This is a genomic window from Sphingomonas sp. SP5, assembly GCF_058313455.1.
The window spans coordinates 15,838-36,879 of sequence record NZ_JBZFLF010000012.1 but is presented as its reverse complement, the minus strand read 5'-3'; the positions used below and the strand labels follow the sequence as shown (position 1 = coordinate 36,879).

The 21,042-nt window shown below is 65.7% G+C and carries 16 protein-coding genes, 1 tRNA gene and 1 pseudogene; 3 read left to right on the top strand and 15 right to left on the bottom strand.

The genetic code is table 11. From position 1 onward, the window contains the following. Nucleotides 1-44: 44 nt before the first annotated feature. Both AC4GY7_RS17720 and AC4GY7_RS17715 read left to right on the top strand, forming a co-directional pair. Nucleotides 45-121 (top strand) — tRNA-Met (locus AC4GY7_RS17720). A 7-nt stretch (nucleotides 122-128) separates the two neighbouring features. Continuing rightward, nucleotides 129-809, top strand: a complete 681-nt coding sequence (locus AC4GY7_RS17715; protein WP_491116484.1) for a hypothetical protein — start codon at nucleotides 129-131, stop codon at nucleotides 807-809. An 80-nt stretch (nucleotides 810-889) separates the two neighbouring features. Here the strand turns inward: AC4GY7_RS17715 and AC4GY7_RS17710 are convergent, their stop codons facing one another. From AC4GY7_RS17710 to AC4GY7_RS17645, 14 genes and pseudogenes are all read right to left on the bottom strand, one after another. Then, nucleotides 890-1,738: a recombinase family protein gene (locus AC4GY7_RS17710; RefSeq protein WP_491116482.1), complete on the bottom strand. Its 849-nt coding sequence runs from the start codon at nucleotides 1,736-1,738 to the stop codon at nucleotides 890-892. A gap of 242 nt (nucleotides 1,739-1,980) precedes the next feature. Beyond that, nucleotides 1,981-3,714 carry a hypothetical protein gene (locus tag AC4GY7_RS17705; protein ID WP_491116480.1) on the bottom strand — a complete coding sequence of 578 codons (1,734 nt, stop codon included), beginning with the start codon at nucleotides 3,712-3,714 and terminating at the stop codon, nucleotides 1,981-1,983. 222 nt (nucleotides 3,715-3,936) lie between these two features. After that, nucleotides 3,937-4,690: pseudogene (locus tag AC4GY7_RS17700) on the bottom strand (IS5 family transposase). Between the two features lie 565 nt (nucleotides 4,691-5,255). After that, nucleotides 5,256-6,449, bottom strand: coding sequence for a beta-ketothiolase BktB (gene bktB, locus AC4GY7_RS17695; protein ID WP_491116478.1), 1,194 nt, complete (start codon nucleotides 6,447-6,449; stop codon nucleotides 5,256-5,258). Nucleotides 6,450-6,474: 25 nt separating this feature from the next. Continuing rightward, nucleotides 6,475-9,024 (bottom strand): TonB-dependent receptor, encoded by a 2,550-nt coding sequence (locus AC4GY7_RS17690; protein ID WP_491116476.1) that lies wholly within the window; start codon nucleotides 9,022-9,024, stop codon nucleotides 6,475-6,477. Between the two features lie 339 nt (nucleotides 9,025-9,363). Next, nucleotides 9,364-10,137 (bottom strand): cyclase family protein, encoded by a 774-nt coding sequence (locus AC4GY7_RS17685; RefSeq protein ID WP_491116474.1) that lies wholly within the window; start codon nucleotides 10,135-10,137, stop codon nucleotides 9,364-9,366. 4 nt (nucleotides 10,138-10,141) lie between these two features. Beyond that, a complete protein-coding gene (gene kce, locus AC4GY7_RS17680) occupies nucleotides 10,142-11,068 on the bottom strand; it encodes a 3,5-dioxohexanoate:acetyl-CoA acetone transferase (protein WP_491116472.1) in 927 nt (308 codons plus the stop codon). Nucleotide 11,069: 1 nt separating this feature from the next. After that, the gene (locus AC4GY7_RS17675) at nucleotides 11,070-11,876 is read right to left on the bottom strand and encodes an ester cyclase (protein WP_491116471.1); all 807 of its coding nucleotides are present in this window, start codon (nucleotides 11,874-11,876) and stop codon (nucleotides 11,070-11,072) included. Continuing rightward, a complete protein-coding gene (locus AC4GY7_RS17670) occupies nucleotides 11,873-13,390 on the bottom strand; it encodes a class I adenylate-forming enzyme family protein (RefSeq protein ID WP_491116469.1) in 1,518 nt (505 codons plus the stop codon). Before AC4GY7_RS17670 ends, AC4GY7_RS17675 begins: the two co-directional genes overlap by 4 nt. 11 nt (nucleotides 13,391-13,401) lie before the next feature. After that, entirely contained in the window at nucleotides 13,402-14,583 is a 1,182-nt protein-coding gene (locus AC4GY7_RS17665) for an acyl-CoA dehydrogenase family protein (RefSeq protein WP_491116467.1), read from the bottom strand. Between the two features lie 25 nt (nucleotides 14,584-14,608). Then, a complete protein-coding gene (locus AC4GY7_RS17660) occupies nucleotides 14,609-15,451 on the bottom strand; it encodes a 3-hydroxyacyl-CoA dehydrogenase family protein (RefSeq protein WP_491116465.1) in 843 nt (280 codons plus the stop codon). A gap of 16 nt (nucleotides 15,452-15,467) precedes the next feature. Further along, a complete protein-coding gene (locus tag AC4GY7_RS17655; RefSeq protein ID WP_491116463.1) occupies nucleotides 15,468-16,226 on the bottom strand; it encodes a crotonase/enoyl-CoA hydratase family protein in 759 nt (252 codons plus the stop codon). After that, nucleotides 16,223-18,178, bottom strand: a complete 1,956-nt coding sequence (locus tag AC4GY7_RS17650; RefSeq protein WP_491116461.1) for a flavin-containing monooxygenase — start codon at nucleotides 18,176-18,178, stop codon at nucleotides 16,223-16,225. Before AC4GY7_RS17650 ends, AC4GY7_RS17655 begins: the two co-directional genes overlap by 4 nt. Nucleotides 18,179-18,262: 84 nt before the next feature. Then, complete coding sequence (locus tag AC4GY7_RS17645) at nucleotides 18,263-19,165, bottom strand: alpha/beta hydrolase (RefSeq protein ID WP_491116459.1); 903 nt, start codon at nucleotides 19,163-19,165, stop codon at nucleotides 18,263-18,265. A 102-nt stretch (nucleotides 19,166-19,267) separates the two neighbouring features. On the opposite strand from AC4GY7_RS17645, the gene AC4GY7_RS17640 reads away from it, so the two are divergent. Continuing rightward, nucleotides 19,268-19,948, top strand: coding sequence for a TetR/AcrR family transcriptional regulator (locus AC4GY7_RS17640; RefSeq protein ID WP_491116458.1), 681 nt, complete (start codon nucleotides 19,268-19,270; stop codon nucleotides 19,946-19,948). Between the two features lie 385 nt (nucleotides 19,949-20,333). Here the strand turns inward: AC4GY7_RS17640 and AC4GY7_RS17635 are convergent, their stop codons facing one another. After that, entirely contained in the window at nucleotides 20,334-20,810 is a 477-nt protein-coding gene (locus AC4GY7_RS17635) for a hypothetical protein (protein ID WP_491116456.1), read from the bottom strand. Nucleotides 20,811-21,042 lie beyond the last annotated feature (232 nt).

The following is a 21,042-nucleotide window of genomic DNA, read 5'->3' as shown; positions in this document are numbered from 1 at the left end:
CCAACAGGACACTCCATCAAAGTACCACTGCGATGGATATTTGGCGCGGGGTGGAGCAGCCCGGTAGCTCGTCAGGCTCATAACCTGAAGGTCACAGGTTCAAATCCTGTCCCCGCAACCATCTTGACTTGTCGCACCCCCGAAGCATTCGCCTCGGGGGTGTTTTTACGTCTGGCTTCCTGGCTGATCGTCAGCATCGCCGCCAGGTCGCCGGTCATCTCCACGCGCAACACGCCGTCCACCGGCGTCAGCACGACACGCTCGATGAGTCCGCGGATGACCTCCTGCGCCTGTGTGCGGCTGGCCTCGCTATTGTAGGCGGCGAGCAGGTCCTCCACTTTCTCGCGGTACACCTGCGCCAGCTTCGGATGGAACAGGGCAGGGACGGACGGTTCGGTCGCTCCGGCGAGCACGTCCTCGAGTGTGGCCTTGCGGCGGCCGAGGCGGTTGAGCTCGTCGCGCACCAGCGTTGCGTCCACCCCGTTCAGGATGGCGTTGGTCAGCCGATGGATCCCGGCCTCGACGCCCTTGAGTTCTTGGCGGTGCGCCGCGCCATCACGGTCGCGCTCACGGGTCAGCCGGTTACTCTCAGCCACATACTCAGCGATGAACGCCTCAATGACGTCGGGCCGGAGCATGTCGTCCTTCAGCACCGCGAGCACCTGCTCCTCGAGGCCGCCGATGCAAATGGTGAGATTGTTGCTGCACCCAGCCTCGCCGTAGTTGCTGCGCGCATGGCAGCCAGAGCGCAGCTTGCCGACCTTGCCATAGTTCGAGCCACACACCCCGCAGGTGACCTTGCCGGTTAGCAGATATTTGGGGCGCTGCCTGGCCCAGAATGGCGTCACCTCGGGGCCGTGCGGGCAGGCGGTCTGTTCCTGGCGTACCTTTACCTTTGCCCACAGTTCGTCGCTGACGATGCGCAGGTGCGGTACTTCAGCGGTTTTCTTGCCCCCCTCAGAGGTTGCGAAGGCGTGGCGCTTGCCCGTCTCCGGGTCTTCCGGAACGTTTGCCGTTGGTGCTCGGGTCGACCGACATAGGCCTGGTTGTTGAGGATGCCGGTCCCCCGCTTCTTGTTGCCGTTGATGGTCGAGGCCGACCATTTCCCGCCGCGCGGACCCTGCACGCCGCGGCGGTAAAGGTCTGCGGCGATGTCCTTGGCCGAGCGTCCGGCGGCATATTGGTCGCAGATCCACACGATGGTTTCCGCCTCGATCGGGTTCACCTTCAAGTGACCGGGGATGCGGTCGCCGCGCGCGTCGAGCTGGAAGTCGAGGTCGTAGCCGTAGGCGCGCCCGCCGGCGTTCAGGCCCTTCATGTGACGGTCAGCGAGCGCATCGCGGGTCTTGCGCGACGTCGCCGAGATCTGCTCGGCATTCATCGTGCCCTTCATGCCGACGTGCAGCCGCGTGATCTCGCCCTCGGCCACAGTCACCAGCCGGATGCCGAGGAATTGCAGCCGCTCGTAAACCTTGGCGGTATGCGATTGCCCGCGCGACACGCGGTCGAGTTCGTCGGCCAGCACGACATCGACCTCGCGGCGCTCGCACGCGGCGAGCAGTGCCTGGATCCCGGGACGATTGAGCGTCGCGCCAGAGATCGCCTCGTCCGCCCACGCGCCGACCTCCTGCCAGCCTGCCTTCGCGACATACGCCCGCATATTGCCGTTCTGGACCGCGATGGTCTCAGGCTTTTGCATATCGGTCGAGTAGCGGGCGTAGAGCGCGACCCTCGTCACTTCACTTCTCCATCGCTGCGGGAGTTGCCGCCAAGATGAGTCCGCGCGAGATCGCGCGCAAGCAGTCTGGCGAGCGCCAGTGCTGCGGCGTGGCGTGCCGATTCGGGAGTGTGGGGCGGTGGCGCGGGGTGGGGATGGTGTTCCATCCACCAGCCCACAGGACAAAAGCATCGCCCAACCCACGCGCGTGGGGGCGAAAAGAGTGCAACCGGTAGCCGTTTCCGGCTGCCGGTCGCTTGGTTTCAGATACCCATGCCGGCGTTCACCGCGCCGCTCGCCACCAGACTTAGTTTTTTCACCGGCGGGCTCCACGTCGTGCGGTCGAGCAGCACTCGCCCGCCATCGGTGTGGCGGCGACCCAGGCGGACCTTATCCTCGTCGCTAAAATCACGATCGTGGCCGTCCACCCGGTAGCGGGCGATCAGACGGCCCTCCGGTCCGCGGAACGCATGCGTCTCGGCAATCGTCATCGCGCCAGCGGTTTCGTATCCGGGTGCGCTAACCCGCACACGCTCGCCGGGATGCGCAACCTGCGACTCAGGGGCCGCGAGTTCGTCCGGCTCGAAGCCGGCACGCCCGCGTTTGCCGAAATAGATGACCGGCGGTGCCGGCTGCGTGTAGCGGGCGCGATAGTCCTGCAGTGCCGACGTTGCCTCGGCGAGCGCGACGCGACTGGAAGCCTCACGCGCCTGCCGCTCCGCCCAGCTTGCCGCGCCCGCAGCCGTCTCGCCTTGCGGGTGGACGAAGCCACGGGCGGCCGCGCGCTGCTCGACCATGCGACCACTGGCCGCGACATTGCCCTCGACTAGCGAGTCGTTGAAGCGGTGCAGATCGGCATCGAGCTTCGTGCCGCGATCCAGCGACACAGCCCGGCGCGCGGCGTCGCGCACCTGCTCGTGCAGAGCCTGTGGGCGCAGGTGCGGCTCGTCGCGAGCGCTCAGATGTGAAAGGCCGCAGTCTTCCAACGCCCGTATGGCGCGTTGCCGGGCTACGCTGCCGGCCGAGGCGCTGCCGGCCGCCGCAAGACGATCGCTCGTAACCGCCCAGTCGATAAGGATCATGCGGGCGCTGTCGACGATGGTCGCGGCGTACTCCTCCCCGGTTGCCATTGCATCGAAGTGGCGACCGGCAGCGCTCGCCAGGATTTCATGTTCCTCGCGCCAACCGCGGTCTCTAAGCTCCTTACACATGTACCGGCTCGTCAGGTTGACGGTCTGCTCCTCCCAGTTGTTCGCGCGGCTCCGTGACGTCTTCATCCTGTCCAGCCGGCACAGCATGGACTCACCGGCAGCGGTCAGATATTCGTACGTCCCCGGCTCGAGCACGCGCTCGAAGTTCCGTTGCGGAAAGACCCTCGCCAACGCCTCCTGGTCTGCCGCTTCGGCGCGGCGCCACCATTCGCCATCCGAGTAAGGCGAGGGAGCGACGATGCAGCCGGCTTTCACGTCTTTGGCGCGCGCGGCGAGGGCGCGGCCAGCAGCGGAGCTGCTCTCCGGCAGGCCTTCCAGCTTGGCAAGGTCGCGGTCGAGTTGCGTGTTCCCGTCGAACATCGCTCGCAGCATTACTGCTGCCTCGACACTGAAGCGGGTCTGGCTGCCTCTCGGGCTGTTAGTCGTGCCGCGCAGCAGGTGCGGCACGCCAAGCGAGATGGCGATGCTGTGCGCGAGGACGGCGCTTTCGACGGAGACCGGAAAATCGGGGTCGTCGCGCTCCTCCTCAACCCTCATGCACCACGCCGCCAGCACCATGCGTGCGCCATCCAGTGTGGTAGCGGCGTGCACCACGCCATTGTCGATCTCGCACGCGATATCCTTGGCAATGCGCCCCAGCAGTCGATAATCGATGCAGTCGTCATACAGCGCGTCGTCGAAGGTGTTGCACAGATAGGCAAAGGCCAAGCCCGACGCCTTCTTCATCAGCTTCGCCGACGTCGTCGGCTCGGGCTGGTCGGCCTTGTTCTCGAAAGTATCCATCATTCGTCTCCGCTCTTCTACGGAGCCTGACCCGGCACATGCTGACGATTGATGAATTGATGCTCCGTCTTCTCCTTGGCGGGCGCACGTTCATCGCGTCGAGCCCGGGTCTCGTAGCTCCAAGTTCGTCGTCGAGCGGAAAAGGATCGCGCAACCCACGCGCGTGGGGCAAAAAATCTGTCGAAAACTGACGTGATGAATTCCCTTAGCGTCAGGACTCGTTGATCACAGCCAGAAGATGACGGTGGCGGCGAGGACGATGGCGGCGAAAAAGGCAGTGGGGCAGCGATCGTAGCGGGTGGCGACGCGTCGCCAGTCTTTGAAGCGGCCGAACATGATCTCGATGCGGCTGCGGCGCCGGTAGCGGCGCTTGTCGTATTTGACCGGCTCGTTGCGTGATCGCCGGCCCGGGATCCAGGGCTGAATGCCCTTTGCTTGGAGAGCGTCCCTGAACCAATCCGCGTCGTAGCCGCGATCGCCGAGCAGCCACTGCGCTTTTGGCAGGTCGTCCAGTAGCGCTGCCGCGCCGGTGTAGTCACTTGCCCGGCCGTCATGAAGAAGCTCAACGGGCGGCCGTTCGCGTCGGCGACGCCGTGTAGCTTGGTGTTCATGCCGCCTTTGGTGCGCCCGATCAGGCGGCCGAGATCCCCTTTTTAACCCGCAGGCTCGATGCCGTGCGGTGCGCCTTCAGGTAGGTCGCGTCGATCATGACGGTCTTTGGTTCGGCATCGCCTGCAGCCAGCCCCTCCATCATGCGCGTGAACACGCCACACTCGCCCCAACGCTTCCACCGGTTGTACAGCGTCTTGTGAGGACCGTAGGCGCTGGGTGCATCTCGCCAGCGCAGCCCATTGCGGTTGACGAAGACGATGCCGCTCAGCACCCACTGGTCATCCACCCGAGGCTTGCCGTGGCTCTTGGGGAAGAACGGTCGCAGCCGCTCCATCTGATCGTCCGTCAGCCAAAACAGGTCGTTCATCCCAGTCTCCTTGCGGAGCCTGAATCAGATCGCGACGCTCACATCAATGGGTCCTGACCCTAGCCGAAGGTCTGCATTTGGTGGGAAGCGGCCTGTCCGCTTTTCAGGCGACGGCAGCGGGAAAGCGGACGTTCGTTCAGGTGACGGGGCAGGGGGCTTTAACGGCTGCCCTTGGTGGAAACCGGAATGGCCGCTTTCGGATTTCGGCCGATCTAAACGCCCGTTCGGTCATGCGGTCGAGCGGGGCACCTGGACGCCGGCCGTTGGTATTAAGTGGCATGGCTGCTTTCAGGCGTCGGCCCTGAAAAAGCGGAATTTCGTTGATCTGGCAGGTAGGTGGCTGACGCCTAGAATAGATAAAAAGGCGCCTGTTCGCTTCGCGGCGACTTACCCAATGGCCTGACGGCCTCTTGGTTGATAAAACAGAATGCGGGCACCAACAAATCAGCAAGGACGGTGTGCCTTTTGAAAGCGATGGCCTAAGCCTAAAAATTTTACTCGGTAGCAAAGCCCTATCGTGCGCGTGAGTTATGAATGGTCAATGTCATAAGGCTGGAACACCGCGTCACTTGCTTTGGTTGACCTCACGTTCGATCACCATTGCGACGCCCTGTCCTCCTCCGATACACATAGTGATTAAGGCATAATGGCCGTCCATCCTTTGAAGTTCGTAAAGCGCCTTGACCGCCAAGACTGCGCCGGTCGCGCCGACGGGATGGCCGAGAGAAATGCCCGATCCGTTTGGATTGACCTTTGCCGGGTCGAAGCCGAGCGCCCGGGCGACCGCGCACGCCTGTGCTGCAAAGGCTTCGTTCGATTCGATGACGTCGATCTGATCGAGCGAGAGACCAGCGCGCTCAAGGGCGATGGGCACCGCGTCTATCGGCCCCAGACCCATGTGGCTGGGCGCGACGCCGGCATGGCCCCAGCCGAGGATGCGCGCCATCGGTATAAGGCCACGCGCCGCCACCACAGCGGCCGAAGCGAGGATCACGGCGGCGGCGCCGTCGTTGATGCCCGATGCGTTGCCGGCGGTGACGGTGCCCTCCTTCTGGAAGGCGGGGCGCAGGGCAGCCATCGCGGAGAGGTCCGCATCGTGGCGGACATGCTCGTCGATCGCGAAGGCGCGGGTGCCGCGACCATGTTTGACCTCGATCGGCAAGATTTGCGTATCAAAGCGTCCCTGCGCCTGCGCCTGCGCAGCCCGGCGGTGGCTCTCGACTGCGGCGGCGTCCTGATCGGCGCGGGTGATATGATGGTCGCGCGCGACATTCTCTGCGGTGATGCCCATGTGATAGCCGTCTAGCGGATCGCTCAGCACCTCGATCAGCGCGTCGGCCATCACGACGGGGCCCATCTTCTGCCCGAAGCGTGCGGCCACGACGTGATGGGGCGCGCGGCTCATTACCTCGGCACCACCGGCGGCGGCGATGTCGACCTCGTCGAGTGCGATCATCTTGGCCGCCGTGACGATCGCCTCCAGCCCCGATCCGCACAGGCGGTTGAGCGTCAGCGCGGGCACCCGCACCGGGACGCCGGCCTTCAGCGCGGCGACGCGGGCGAGATAGGCGTCCTTAGGCACCGTCTGGATCACCTGACCCATCACCACATGGCCGACATCGTCGGGAGTCATCCCCGCGCGCCGCACCGCCTCGCCGATCACCGCGGCGGCCAGATCGGCGGGCGCGTGATCCTTGAGGCTGCCGCCGAACGTGCCGATCGCGGTGCGCACGCCGGCGACGATGTAGATGGGTGCCAAAGCGTTTCTCCCGTTACCGCCCCGATCAGTAGCGGAAGCTGGCCTGTAGCAATACCTCGCGCCCACGCGCCACGACGCCGCGCTGTTCGCCCTGCGTCAGCGGAACGCTGGTGCCGCCGGTACGATCGCCCGCGAACAGCAGATAATATTTGTTGGTGAGGTTGCGGCCGATCAGCGACAGTTGCCACCGGCCGTCGTCGGCACCGATGCGGGCGCTGGCGTTGAACCGCCAGAACCCGTCCTGGCGCGACGCGGGCGCGAAGGCGTCGCTGGCGTAATAGCTCGAAGTGTAGAAGGTATCGCCGGTGACGCCGAATTCTAGGTCACGGCCCGTCGGCACGGTCAGCTCGAAGCCGGCGTTGCCGGTGACGTCGGGCGAGCGGGCCGGCGCGCGACCGTCGAGCACCTGTTGCAGGACCGGCGTGCCCGCAGCGGTGAGCTGGCGATTGCCGGCGGCATTGGTGACGAACGAGCATCCCGGCGGCGCGGCGGCGGTCAGCGCAACCGCAGCAGGAATCGTGTAGCCGTAGCACTGGCCGGTATAGTCGCGGAACCGGTTATGGACATAGGCGATCGCGCCGTGCAGCCGCAGCATGCGCGTGGCGTCGAACGACGCCTCCAGTTCGGCGCCGTGCTGGCGCACCTGCCCGGCATTGCTGATCTGGAAGCGGATCGTGCTGGCGTCGTATTGGGTGACCTGGAGGTTGCGGAAGCTGTAGTCGAACGCCGAGGCGGTGAGCCGCAGCCGGCGATTGAACAACTCGCCTTTCGCGCCCGCCTCCACCCCCTTCACCGTTTCGGAATCAAAGTCGATATCGGCAAGCGTCGTGCTGGTCTGGATCGGACTGGTGATACCGAACCCGCCCGATTTGAACCCGGTCTTGTACGCGACGTAGAGCGTCGAATTGGCGACGGGGTGATAGGACAAGGTCGCCTCGGGCGACACATTGTCGTCCTTGAACCGCCCTGCGAGGATGCCGGGAGTGGGGTCGGTCGACCCCGGGAACACGGTATTCGCTGTGTTGAACCGGCCGAGCGCGGTGTTGACGCCATAGAGATTCTGGTTGCGGGTCAGCTTCTTTTCCGACGTGTAGCGCGCGCCAGCGGCGAGTTCGAGCCGCGGCAGGATCAGCCAGGTTGCCTGCGCAAAGGCGGAATAGGTCTTACCGGTGAGATAGGCGTCCTTGATGTAGGTCGTGACCTGGTCGGCTGCGGCATTGTAGCTGAGGTCAGCGCGGAAATTGGTATTATTGAACAAGGCGTCGCGCGTGCTGCCGTAGAAGGCGCCGAAGAGGAAGTTGACCGGCCCGTCGAGCTTGGTCAGCAGGCGGAATTCCTGGCTGAAGCTCTCGTAGCTTGTATTTTCATAGGTGGTCAGCGCGTTGTCGACGGTGTGGGTCAACCCTGAGACGCTGCGATAGCGGTTGAAGATGCGCCCGGTCAGCGACGACAGCGTGAAGGCGTCGGAGTCGTATTTCATCACCAGCGACGCGGTGTAGGCGACGTTGACGCCGCGCGAGCGGTTGTCGCCGTGCAGTTGCGGGATGCGGTTAGCGATCGCGGGCACGATGTTGCTGAAGCTGGTCTGGTTGTCGGCACGGCAATCGCCGAACGGATCGACGACCCCGAACGAGCGTGGCCGCCCGTCGCTGCACGGGCCGATATTCTGCGAGAAGGATCCGCCGCCCTGGTCGTGCGCGAGCAGCGCGAACAGCTTGGCGGTCGCCGAGAAATTGCTGACCGGTTTGTATTCCAGCGTCACCCGGCCCATCGTCTCGTCATCGCCGACACGGCGGTCGGGCGCGCCGGGCAGCGTGCCGGTCGAGGCGGGCAGCGCCGCGGGGAAGAACGGGTTCGGCGCGACCTGCGCGTTGTTGTACAACCAGCCCTTGGCATCGCGATACTTGATCGCGACGCGGCCACCCAGCGTGTCGGTGATCGGGCCGGACACATGGCCTTCGCCCGACACCTCGTCCGCGACGAATTCGTAGCCGACGCGGCCGCCGACCTCGAACCGGTCGGTGGGGCCGGCGGTGGTGATTGAGATCACGCCGGCCGGGCTGTTCTTGCCGAAGAACAGCGCCTGCGGACCTTTCAGCACCTCGACCTGCTGAATGTCGAAAAAGCCCAATGTCGCGACGCGGCCTGACGACGACTGGATACCGTCGATCGCCACGGATACGGGTTGTTCGTAGCCGACCTGCGTCGGCGGCGAGCTGATGCCGCGGATCGCGATCGAACCGCCGCCGATCGTGCGATAGTTGCTGACGATCACCGTGGGCGTCAGTTCGCCGATCTTGGTGAGGTCGGTCGCATTGTATTTGCCGATGTCGGCGGCGGACAGCACCGAGACGGCGACGGGCACGTCGAGCAGCCCTTCCTTGCGGAGGCGGGCGGTGACGACGATGTCGCCGCCGGCGTCGAGCGGCGCCGGCGTGGTGGCCTGATCCAGCGGACGGGGCGCGGCGGACTGGGCGGCAGCGTCTGGAAAGGCCGGCTCCGAAGTCGCGTCGGGTGCAGGGACGGGTGTTGCGGCGGCTGCCATCTTGGTCTGCGCCGCTGCGGTGCCTGCCATCAATGCCGGCATGGCTACCGCTGCCAACGCAGCGAAACGGACCGATCGATATGAACGAACCCTCATGTCATCCTCCTCCAGCGCGGCGCGTCTGTCCGGCGCGATCTCCAGCTTTGGATGATCCGCCAGCACCGCTGGCCGGAATGAAGCGATCGACTCCATTTCCGACGATGGAAAGCTACGCTTGGGGTCGATGTATTGTCAACATTGTTGTTGACTGATTCTATGGCGATATTCTCCGGTATCGTGACAATATACGAAGCAACGTCCCCATCGTGCGACGCGGGGGTTGTATGATTGTCCACGATAGTGTTGATAATGTTCCTGCGATGCCGGCGGCTAGTCGAGGATAGCGACGGCCCGCGTCCATCCGGCCGAGGCCGCGCGGACCTTGACGGGGAAGCAGGCGATCGTGAACCCGGTCGCGGGCAGCCGTTCGAGGTTGTGCAATTTCTCGATGTGGCAATAGCCGATCGTGCGACCGGCCTTGTGCCCTTCCCAGATCAGCGCGGCATCACCGCTCGCGGCATAAGCGGCGGCGGTGTGGACGAAGGGGGCGTCCCAGCTCCAGCCGTCAGTGCCGGTGACACGCACCCCGCGCGTGGTCAGGTACAAGGTGGCGTCGCGTCCCATGCCGCAGCCGGAGGCGACATAATTGTCGTGCCCGAACCGTGCGCCGGCGCGCGTGTTGACGACGACGATCTCGAGCGCGGACAGCGTATGGTCAATCCGCGCGAGTTCCGCCTCGACATCGGCGGCGGTGACGACATAACCATCGGGAAAATGGCGGAAGTCGAGCTTCACGCCGGGCTGGAAGCACCAGTCGAGCGGCACTTCGTCGATGGTGATCGCGCGGCGGCCGCCATCCATGGTCGAGGCGTAATGGTATGGCGCGTCGAGGTGCGTGCCATTGTGCGTGGTCAGGTTCACCCGCTCGATCGCCCACGCCTCGCCATCAGGCAGGTCGGCGGCGGCCAGCCCGGGGAAGAAGCCGAGCAGGCCCGGCACCGATGCGGCATGGTCGATATAGTCGATCGACGGGCCGTAGCCGGGGGGATCGGACAGGACGTCGTTTTCGAGAAAGACCGACAGGTCGAGGATCGTACGGGGCATGATATCAGAACTCCACCCGGTCGCCACCCTTGAGGCCGAGCATCGCTCGCACCTCGGTCGGGGTGGCGGGTTCGTGTCCCATCTCGGCAAGGATGCGGACGATCTTGGCGACCTGTTGCGCGTTCGACGTGGCGGCGACACCGCGTTCGATGAAAAGGCTGTCCTCCAGCCCGACGCGGACGTGGCCGCCCATCAGCGCCGCCTGCGTCAGGAACGGCATCTGGTGCCGCCCCGCCGCCAGCACCGACCATTGATAGGCGTCGCGGCCGAACAGGCGATCGGCCGTCACCTTCATGAACATCAGGTTCTCGAGGTCGGGACCGATGCCGCCGAGGATGCCGAAGATCATCTGGATGAAGAACGGCGGTTTGACGATCCCCGCATCGACGAAATGCGCGAGGTTGTAGAGGTGGCCAACGTCGTAGCATTCATGTTCGAACTTCGTACCGCGTTCGCGCATCGTCGTGATGATGCCTTCTATGTCGCGGAAGGTATTGCGGAAGATATAGTCGTCGGAATTGAGGACATAGTCCTTCTCCCACGCATGTTTCCACGTCGCGATCCGCCGGCCCGCGCCATGGAAGGCAAAGTTGATGCTTCCCATGTTGAGCGAGCACATCTCGGGCGCGAAGCGGGTCGCGGCGGCCAGCCGGTCGGCGAGCGGCATCGTCGCCGAGCCGCCGGTCGTTAGGTTGACGACCGCGTCGGTGCGCTGGCGGATGACCGGCAAGAAGCGCGCATAGACGTCGGGATCGCCGGTCGGCTGCCCCGTCTCGGGCACGCGGGCGTGGAGGTGGAGGATCGCGGCGCCGGCCTCCGCCGCGTCGATCGCCTGGGTGGCGATCTCGTCCGGCGTTACCGGCAGCGCGTCCGACATGCTGGGGGTGTGCGCGCCGCCGGTGACGGCGCAGGTGATGATGACCTTGGCCATGTCAGCCCTTTCGTTCGCGTTGCCGGTCGAGCAGGTCGCGGTGGAGACCCAGCCGGTCGCCCGATATCTGCGCCCGCGTCACCCAGCCGTCGGCGGTATCGATCATCGCTGCCAGCCGCAGGACGACGGGCTCGCCCACCAGCGCTGCATCGATGTCGGTAAAGCCGCCGGTGTAGCGGCCGTCGCAGACGATGTGGCATGCCGCGCGCGGCCCTGCGGTGAAGAGGTGCGAGAGCGTCGCCGTCTCGACCGCGACCAGATCGTCAAAGGAAGGACCGTCGACCAATACCGCTTCGGTCGCCGGATCGGTATGCCATCGCGGCAGCCAGTCGCGCACGATTGCGTCGGTATCGGTGTCGGGCGGCAGGACGGGGCGGTCCCAGGGCGCGAGCGCGGGCGGTTCAACCGGATCGGCGATACCGCTCTTCAACTGGCGTTTGCGCGCGAAATAATCCTCCTCCGCCCAACCGTGGGACAGGCGATCGCCCGACAGGCGGAACAGCGTGATCCCGCGCCACGCCGCCATGCGGCCGTCATCGCGCAGGGAGGCGCCGTGTTCGGTGAAGCGCATCGCCACGCCCTCGGTCCCAAGGATCGTGTCGTGGACGGTGACGGTGAGGCCGGGGAACTGGTCGAGCTGCGCCACGGTCGCGGGCAGATAGCGGTCGTCGCGCCCGTCGAAGACATGGCCGCCGATCGACAGGCGATAGGCGGGATCCATCACCCAGGCGACGGCGGAGGGATCGTGCGCGGTCAGGAAATCGATCGCGAACCCGCGCAGCGCGCGCGCCTGTGGCGACGGCGTCATGCCGCACTCTCGCGGTTACTATCGAGCGCTCGCAGGTCGTTCTTCAGGATCTTGCCCGAGGCGGTCTGCGGCAGTGCGCCGACGAAGCGGATCGAGGTCGGGCATTTGTAATGCGCGAGGCGCGTGCGGGTATAGGCGATCATCTCTGCTTCCTGCGGGTCGGCACCGACGCGGGGCACGACATAGGCGCGCGGCGTCTCGCCCCATTTGGGGTGCGGCACGCCGATCACCGCGACCTGGCCGACATCGGGATGCGCGCCGAGCACGTTCTCGATCTCGGTCGGATAGACGTTCTCGCCACCCGACACGATCATGTCCTTGTAGCGATCGTGGATGAAGACGAAGCCGTCTGGATCGCGATAGGCGGCGTCACCGGTCCTGAGCCAGCCATCGGGCGTGACGGCCGCGGCGGTGTCGTCGGGCTTGCGCCAATAGCCCAGCATGACCATTCCCGACCGGATGCGGATTTCGCCGACCTCGCCGACGCCGACCGGGCGTTCGGTTGCGGGATCGACCAGCGCAAGCTCGACCCAGGGCAGGGGCTTGCCGCACGAACGCAGCCGGTCTGGCGTCGGGCCGTCGGGATCGTGCTCGGCGGGGGGCAAGGTAATGACGGTGCCCGCGGTCTCGGTTGCGCCATAGGCATGGCTGAACTCGCAGCCGAACAGCGCCAGCGCACGGCGCAGCAGCGGCTCGCCGATTGGTGCGGCGCCGTAGAGGATGCGCCGCAGCCCCTTGGGCGCCACGCCGCCCGCCTCGACATGATCGACCAGCCGCTGCACCACCGTCGGCACGAAGAAGGCGTGGGTGACGTGATGCTGGTCGATCGTCGCGGCGATGCTCGCAGGATCGAGCCGGTCGAGCAGCACCGTATGCCCGCCCTGGCTCAGCGCCATCATGCCATAGCCGATGCCGCCGATATGGAAGAGCGGCATCGCCACGAGGTTGACGCTGTCCGACGTGAAATCCCACGCCTCGCGCGCCATCTGCGCGACATAGGACAGGTTCGCCTGGCTGATGAGCACGCCCTTGGGCAGGCCCGTCGTGCCCGACGTGTAGAGTAGCAGCGTCGGCGCATGTAAATCGACGGCGACGTCGGGCAGCATGGGCGACGCAGCGTCGCGCAGTGTGGCGAGCGTTACGAGGTCGATCTTGTTGACGATCCCGCCCGCGACCTTGTCGGCCAGCCTATCCTGCACCAGCAAGAGCGTCGGTTCGCCATCGGCCAGGATCGTGGCAATCTCGCCCGCCGCCAGCCGCCAGTTGAGCGGCATCATGATCGCGCCGATCTTCGCGCAGGCATAGGCCAGTTCGTAGAAGACGGTGCCCGTATGCGACAGCAGTGCGACCCGATTCCCCTCCGTGACGCCGTGTGCGAGCAGCACGTTCGCCAGTTGCGTGCTACGCCGGTCGAGGTCGGCGAAGGTCAGCCGCTCATCCTCGCAGGCGAGGCACGGCGCGTCCGGCGTCGCGGCGGCGAACCGGCGCATCAGCGCGAGCAGGGTCGGCTGCATCGCTCGGCCCCTCAATAGCTCTTGGGCAGCCCGAGGCCGTGCTGGGCGACATGGTTCAGGATCATCTCGCGACTGACCGGCGCGGTCTTGTGCAGGCGGGCGATGAACCACAGGTCGGCGAGGCCGTATTCGTAGCTGAGGCCGTTTCCGCCATGCACCTGGATCGCCTGGTCCAGCGCCTTCAGCGAGGCGTCGGCGGCGGCGAATTTAGCCATGTTCGATGCCTCTGCCGCGTCCTCCTGCAGGTCGAACAGCTGCGCGGCGCGGGCGTTGAGCAGGCGTGCGGCCTGGACGTGGACATAGGCTTCGGCGAGCGGGTGCGAGACGCCCTGATGCTGCCCGATCGGCACGCCCCACACCGATCGATCGCGGGCATATTGCGCCGCCTGGTTGAGCGCGAACCGCGATATGCCGTTGTTGATCGCCGCAGCCGATATGCGTTCGGGGTTCAGCCCGACGAACACCTGCTTCAAGCCCGCCCCACGCCGACCGATCAATGCGCCGGCATCGAGCGCGATATTGTCGTAGAAGGTCGTGAACTGCTTCTCCGGCGTCATCACCGCGGCGTCGATCGGCTGGTAGCTCAGCCCTGCGATGTCGGTCGGCAGCAGGAACAGCGACAAGGCGGAGCGGCCGTCGCCCGTTTCCATCTCGGGATCGCGCGCGACGACCATCACCGCGTCCGACACGTCGATTCCCGACGTCCAGTATTTGGCACCGTTGAGCAGGAAGCTGTCGCCGTCCGACACGACCTGGGTCTTGACCTTGTGGGTGTTCGATCCCGCGTCGGGCTCGGTGATCGCAAAGCAGATTTTCCTGGTGCCCGCCGCGATGCCGGGCAGCCATTCGGCCTTCATTTCGGGCGTGCCATGGGTGGCGATGATCGGCGCGGTGATCGAGTTGATGACCAGTTGCAGCATCGGGCAGCCCTGGGCTGCGCACTCCTCGACTACGACATTATAGTCGGCGACCCCGCCGCCGCTGCCGCCGAATTCCTCGGGGATGTGGACGCCCAAAAACCCCGCCGCGCCGAGTTCGGCCCATAGAGCCTCGGGCTCCTCGCCGCGCTTCACGCAGTCCTGGTAATATTTGCGCCCGAATTTGCTGACCAAGCGGCCGACGCTCTCGCGCAATTCGCGATGGTGATCGGCGGTATCGACCAGAGGCGAGAAGAACATGGGCTGTGCAGACATGCGGGCGCTTTCGTTAAAAGGGTGGTCAGGCGGGCCAGTCGAAGAAACCGCGGCCAGTCTTGGCGCCGAGGCGACCCTCGGCGACCATCGCCGCGAGCAGGGGAGGGGGGGCGAAGCGGGGGCCATGCGCGGCCGCCAACGTGCGCGCGACCTCAAGCCGGACGTCGAGGCCGACGATGTCGCTGAGCCGCAGCGGCCCGACCGGGTGGCGGTACGCCAACACGGCGGCGCGATCGATATCCTCGGCGCTGGCGACGCCATCCTCCAGCATCCGCATCGCCTCGAGCGCGGCGGCGAAATCGAGGCGGCTGGTCGCGAAGCCGGGCACGTCGCGGACGGTGATCGTCTCCTTGCCGATCGCAGTGCCGAACGCCCGCGCCTGCGCCAGCGCGGCGTCGCTGGTGGCGGTGCCGCGGACGATCTCGAGCAGCTTGATCGACCAGACGGGGTTGAAGAAATGGAGGCCGAGGAACGTCGCGGGATCGCGCACGCTCTGGACCAGCGTATCGATCGACATCGCGCTGGTGTTAGTCGCGAGCAGGTGTGGCGTGCGGGCGGCGGCGCGCGCGAGCACGTCGCGCTTGAGGTCGAGGCGTTCGGGGACGGATTCGACGACCAACGGCAGGCCGGCGTCCAGCGCCTCGACCGTCGCGACGCGGATGACGCGCCTTGCGACCGCTTGCGCGGCATCGGCGTCGAGCTTGCCGCGCGTCACCGCGCCGTCCAGCGTTGTGGCGATCGTCCGCGTCATCGTCTCGGCGCGCGCGGCATCGGGTTCGACGACCTGGACGGTGCCGCCGGCCAGCGCCGCGACATAGGCGATGCCGACGCCCATCGTGCCACCGCCGATCACGGCCATATCCTGCATCACGGCCAACTCCCTGCTATGCACCGCGCCATACCGGCGGACGTTTCTCGGCGAAGGCATGCGCGCCTTCCTGCGCATCGGCGGAGGCGAGCACCGCCTCGACCAGCCCGCGCTGGCGCTGCCACCGCTCGTCGAGCGCCCAGTCGGGCGACTCTGCCATGATCCGCTTGCTCGCGAGCACCGACAGCGGGGCGTTGGCGGCGATGTCCTGCGCCAGCGCCAGCGCCGCCTCCAGCGCGCCTCCGGTCGGCGCGAGCCGGTTGACCAAGCCCCAGCGATGCGCGGTCGGGGCATCCATCCGCCTTGCCGTCAGCGCATATTCCAGCGCGATCGCTGGCGGGATGCGCTCGCGCAGTCGCACCAGCCCGCCCGATCCGGCGACGAGGCCGCGAGCGACCTCGGGCAGGCCGAACATCGCGTCCTCGCCCGCGACGATCAGGTCGCACGCCAGCGCCAGCTCGCATCCGCCGGCCAGCGCATACCCCTCGACCGCGGCGATCAGCGGCTTGGCGGGGGGCGCTTCGGTGACACCGGCGAAACCACGCCCCTCCAGCTCGGGGCGCTCGCCGGCGACGAACGCCTTCAGGTCCATCCCCGAACAGAAATTTCCGCCGGCGCCCGTCACGATACCGGCGCGCAGCGCGGGGTCGCGATCCAGCGTATCGAGGGCCTCGGCAAGCGCGAGCGATACCGCACGGTTGACGGCGTTCCGCTGCGCCGGGCGATCGATCGTCATCACCAGCACCGCATCGTGGCGGTCGACGCGCAGGCTCATGCCGGCACCCGATCATGGGCATAGGTCAGGCGATAATCCGTGAGGTCTGCCGTCTGTGTCATCCGCCACATGTCGAGGATGCGGAACGGATTGTTGACGACGATCCGCCCCTTCGAATTGCGGACGTAGCCATCGACACCGGGATAGGTCCACACCAGTCCCGCATGCGTCGCGTCGACGCGCGCGTTATAGGCTTCGTACACCTCCGGTCGCACATCGACGGTGGCGATGCCGCCTGCGAACATCTGGCGCAGCAACGACATGACATAGTGCATCTGGCGTTCGAGCACCGAGATCAGGCTGCCGCCATGGCCGTATTGCGTATTCGGCCCGTAGAGGCAGAAGAAGTTGGGATAGCCCGGCACAACCGTGCCGAGGTAGGCGCGGGCGTCATCGCCGTCCCAGTCCCCGTGAATGGTACGCCCACCGACCCCGACGACGCGCATCGGCGCCAGCAGGTTGACGACGTCGAACCCCGTCGCCCAGATGATCGCATCGGCAGGATGTTCGGCGCCGTCGCTGGTGACGACGCCGTGCGGGCGGACCGCGGCGACGGCGCCCTTGACATAGGTGACGTGCGGGCGCGACAGCATTCGATACCAGCCGTTGTCGAGCAGCATCCGCTTGCCGAACGGCGGATAGGACGGGATCATCGCGGGGATCAGATCTGGCCGCTCGCGCAGCTCCGCCTCGATATAGCGGGTAAGGCCGCGGCGGTGCGAATCGTTGATCGCGTTAATCGAGCGGCCCTGGCTGTCCCAGTCGGGGTCTTGGCGCAGCGCCTCATATTGCTTGTCGTTGAACGCCCAGCTGAGCCGCAGTCGATACCACAGGCGATAGAGCGGCATCGCCTGCATCAGCCGTTGCAGCGCGTCGGGTATCGACTGGCCGAACTTGGGGAAGGGGGCGACCCATTGCGGGGTGCGGTTGACGACGGTCAGCGACGCAACCGTGTCGACGATCGCGGGACCGACCTGCATCGCGCTGGCGCCGTTGCCAACCAGTACGACATGCTTGCCCGCTAGATCCAGTCCAACGTCGGGATAGCGCGCGGTGTGGACGCTGGGGCCCTCGAAATCGTCGATGCCAGGGACGTCGGGCAGGCGGGGCTTATTGAAGGCGCCGACGCCGCTCAGTATCATGCTCGCGGTCAGCGTCTCCCCCCGGCCGTCGGCATCGACGACATCGACGTGCCATGCGGCGACATCGGCATCCCAGCGCGCCTCGCTTACCTCCAGCCCGAAGCGGATGTGGCGACGGATGTCGAACCGGTCGGCGACGTCGTGCAGATAGGCATGAATTTCACGGCTGCCCGCGAAATAGCGAGACCAGGCGAAGGGGGCGTAGGAAAAAGAATAGAGGTGGCTCGGCACGTCGCAGGCGGCGCCGGGATAGCGGTTTTCGAACCATACCCCGCCCAGATCGCCGCGCCGCTCGACGATGGTGAATGGGATGCCCGCCGCGGCGAACTGGATCGCCGCCGACAGGCCCGAGATCCCCGCGCCGATGATGAGCGCGCGAAAGCCGGGTGGTGGTGCGATGCCGTTCGCGGCCTCAATCGCCAGCTCTTCGCCGGGCAGTTGCAGCTCGTGCCGGATCATCGCCGCATAGCCGGCGGGAATCGCCTCGCCGAGCGACACACTCATCATCCGGACTAGCAGCGCATCGTCGGGAACGGGTAGCGCGGGCGCGCGGCCGGCGAACCAGTCGGTGAAGGCGTCACGCGCCGCGGCGCGGATCTCATCCTGCACTGCGGTCGGCAAACCGCCGTCGTCATTGTCGTCGAGCCCACGGGTGCGTGCGGGGATGAAGCGCCCCTCAATGCAGCCGGTATCGCCGGTCAGCTGCACCAGCACGCAGGCGAGCGTCGGGATGTTCGCCTGCGCGATTGCCTCTGCGAGCCAGGTTGGCGCGCCGCCGGCCGCGGCATCCTCTCGTATCGACTCGGTCATCGAGTTCTTCTTTCCTCGCGCGCCGGACGACGGGGCGTCCGGCTGCTCTCCTGGAACGAGATATGGCCGGGTCGTCGAATTTAGTCAACACTGTTGTTGACTAAGAAGCGTCGTGGCCATTTCTGTGATGGCGCGGTCGGCCAGCGAGGTGAGTATCGGCAGGCTGACGAAGCCGTGGATCATGCCCGGATAACAGGTGAGCGTCGCCGTGCCGCCCTGCGCCGCGATCGCCGCGACGAACGCTTCGCCTTCGTCGCGCAACGGGTCAAAGGCGGCGGTGATGACATGCGTCGGTGGCAGGTGGCCGAGGTCGGCGGCGAGCAGACCGTCACCTGCCTTGTTGGGGGCAGCGCACAGGTAGGTGCTCCACGCCCATCGCATCCAGTCGCGCGTCAGCATGTGGCCCTCGCCCAGTCGCTGCCATGATGGCGTTGCGCAGGCGGGAGAGATTGCGGGGTAGAACAGGCCCAGCCCCGCCACGGCGATGCCGTCGCGGGGGGCGTGCAGCGCCGTCATGGCCGCCAGATAGCCGCCGGCGCTGTCGCCGCAGAGAAGGAGGCGCGCCGAACTTTGTGTTGTCGCAACCCAGCGGAGCGCCGCCGCGCAATCCTCCTGCGCGGCGGGCTGCGTAGCCTCCGGAGCGAGACGGTAGCCGACCGACACCACCCGCGCGCCGCTAGCGAGCGCGAGCATCCGGCACAGCGCATCGTGCGTCTCCAGCGAGCCGGCGACGAACCCGCCGCCGTGCATGAAAAGGATCGTGGCGGCAGGGGGCGGCGTGGGCTGATAGAGCCGCATCGGTACACCGCATGGCGTCCATGCGGATGTGACTTCGGGCAGGGCCGGGCCAGTCGCGGCGATCATCGGACTATCCAGGCGCGCGCGATAAGCCGGCATCGGCATGTCGGCGCGTGGCGGACGGAGCGTGGCACGCGGATCGGCGAGCAGTGCGGCGAAGGCGGGCGCGAGCGATGCAGGATCGGTCATCGGCGGCAGCTTGCACCGCCATGCCTGCAAACGTCAACGTCAATGTTGACAGGCTGGCGGGGGATCGTTTGATCTGCCCAGCGGGCTGGTGCAAGAGGCGCTATGGACGACGAACATCAGGACAAGCCGGTAAAGCAAAGCGGCATCGGCCGCCGCCGCTGGGCCGCGCGTACCGATTCCAGCGCGACCTATCAGGCCAAGCGCAAGGAGATCGCCGAGGCCGCGGTGCGTGTCTTCAATCGATTGGGTTTCAAGCAGGCCAGCATCGCTGCGGTGGCGGAGGAAATGGGCGTCGACCGCGCCTCGCTATATTATTACATCTCTTCGAAGGAGGAGTTGTTCGACGAGGTCGTCCGCACCGTGGTCGAGCGCAATTGCGCGATGGCCAAGCAGATCGAAACCAGCGACCTGGCGCCGCGCCGCAAGTTGCGGGACCTGATCGTCATGTTGATGACGTCCTACGGCGATCATTATCCGCTGTTCTACATTTATATCCGCGAAAACCTGAGCCACGTCAGCGATGCGCGATCGCAATGGTCGCAGGACATGCGCGAAGTGAACCGGCTGACGACGCAAAGCATGATCGCGATCATCGAGCAGGGCTATGCCGACGGTAGCCTGCGCAATCTCGGGCCGGCGCAGATCGTGGCTTTCGGTATCTTCGGCGTCATCGGTTGGACACACCGTTGGTTCCGCCCCGGGGAAAGCGATGCGAGCGCGCAGGAGATTGGGCGAACGTACGCAGAGATGATCCTGTCGGGTTTAGAAAACCCCTACGGCTAATTACAAATGCAAAACGATTTGCTCTAATCGGTCCTGCGTTGACGCTGATAGTAACAGTTTAATTAAATTTGATTTGTGGCAGATGACGGTGGGCAAGGGCGCCACTGGCTTCGTCAAACCAAATGCACCTGCTGTTTAATTGGTGATCGTGGCATAGGGGTGGGGCATCGCGCACCTCGATGACGGTCCCCCAGTTTCTCATCCGGGCATGACACAAGTTTCTGGTTTGCATCCGTCGGGGTTAACCCCGACGGATGCAGCATAGCCGGCGCGTGCGGCACGTCGCTGACGGCCTCGGCTGACTCGTAGCGTTCAGGCGAGCGCCGATGTGTGAGCCCCAGCCGGTCTTTCCACTCCGGCGCTATTGCCGATGCCAGGAGGGTGGTCATGCCCGTCTTCCACGTCGCTCGGTTTGCGGGCCAATCGCTGTGGGGGGAAACTGCAGATAGCCTTGAGCGAGATCCGCCTCCGTAGCCGTAAGCGCAGACCGCAAGCGCGACACGATAGGTCCACAAGGAACGCATAGGGTGGAAGCGTCGGGCGAAGGACGCGTCGACGAGCGAGCGTCAACGAGACGGATTTTATCCGCTTCGATTATGGCAACGCAGATTTCCAACGAGAGCCAAGATTTGCCGCGACACTCGCTGAACAGTTCATCAAAACGGTCGCCAATCGTGCCAACGTGGATGCCGAAATCTCTGACCAGTTCGGCCACGATGGCCATCGCGACGACGTCCCCAGGTGTGAAGCTTGGAGCGTGACCCTTGTGCGTAGCCAAAGTCGGGATGGCATCCCGCCACGTCCGCAGGGCATCCACGGAAATGGACAGCAGCTCACGAATTTGGCTTTGCGTGTAGCGCATCGGCACACACGACTTCGGAAAGGAGCTCTTATTAATCGGGGGTAGACCCCCGATCCGTTCACTAATTGTTCGGTTTTAGCGGTCGCTATCCGCCCCGGAAGGCAACTTGTGGGCCTTCCTGGCTCGACCAGCGAGCCAATCCAACTTCGCTTCGCGCGTTCTGGCGCCCGGAAGCTGTCAGGCTGCAACCGGCCCAAGTCCCGGCGTTAGCATCTCCCTGAACGAACGTCCG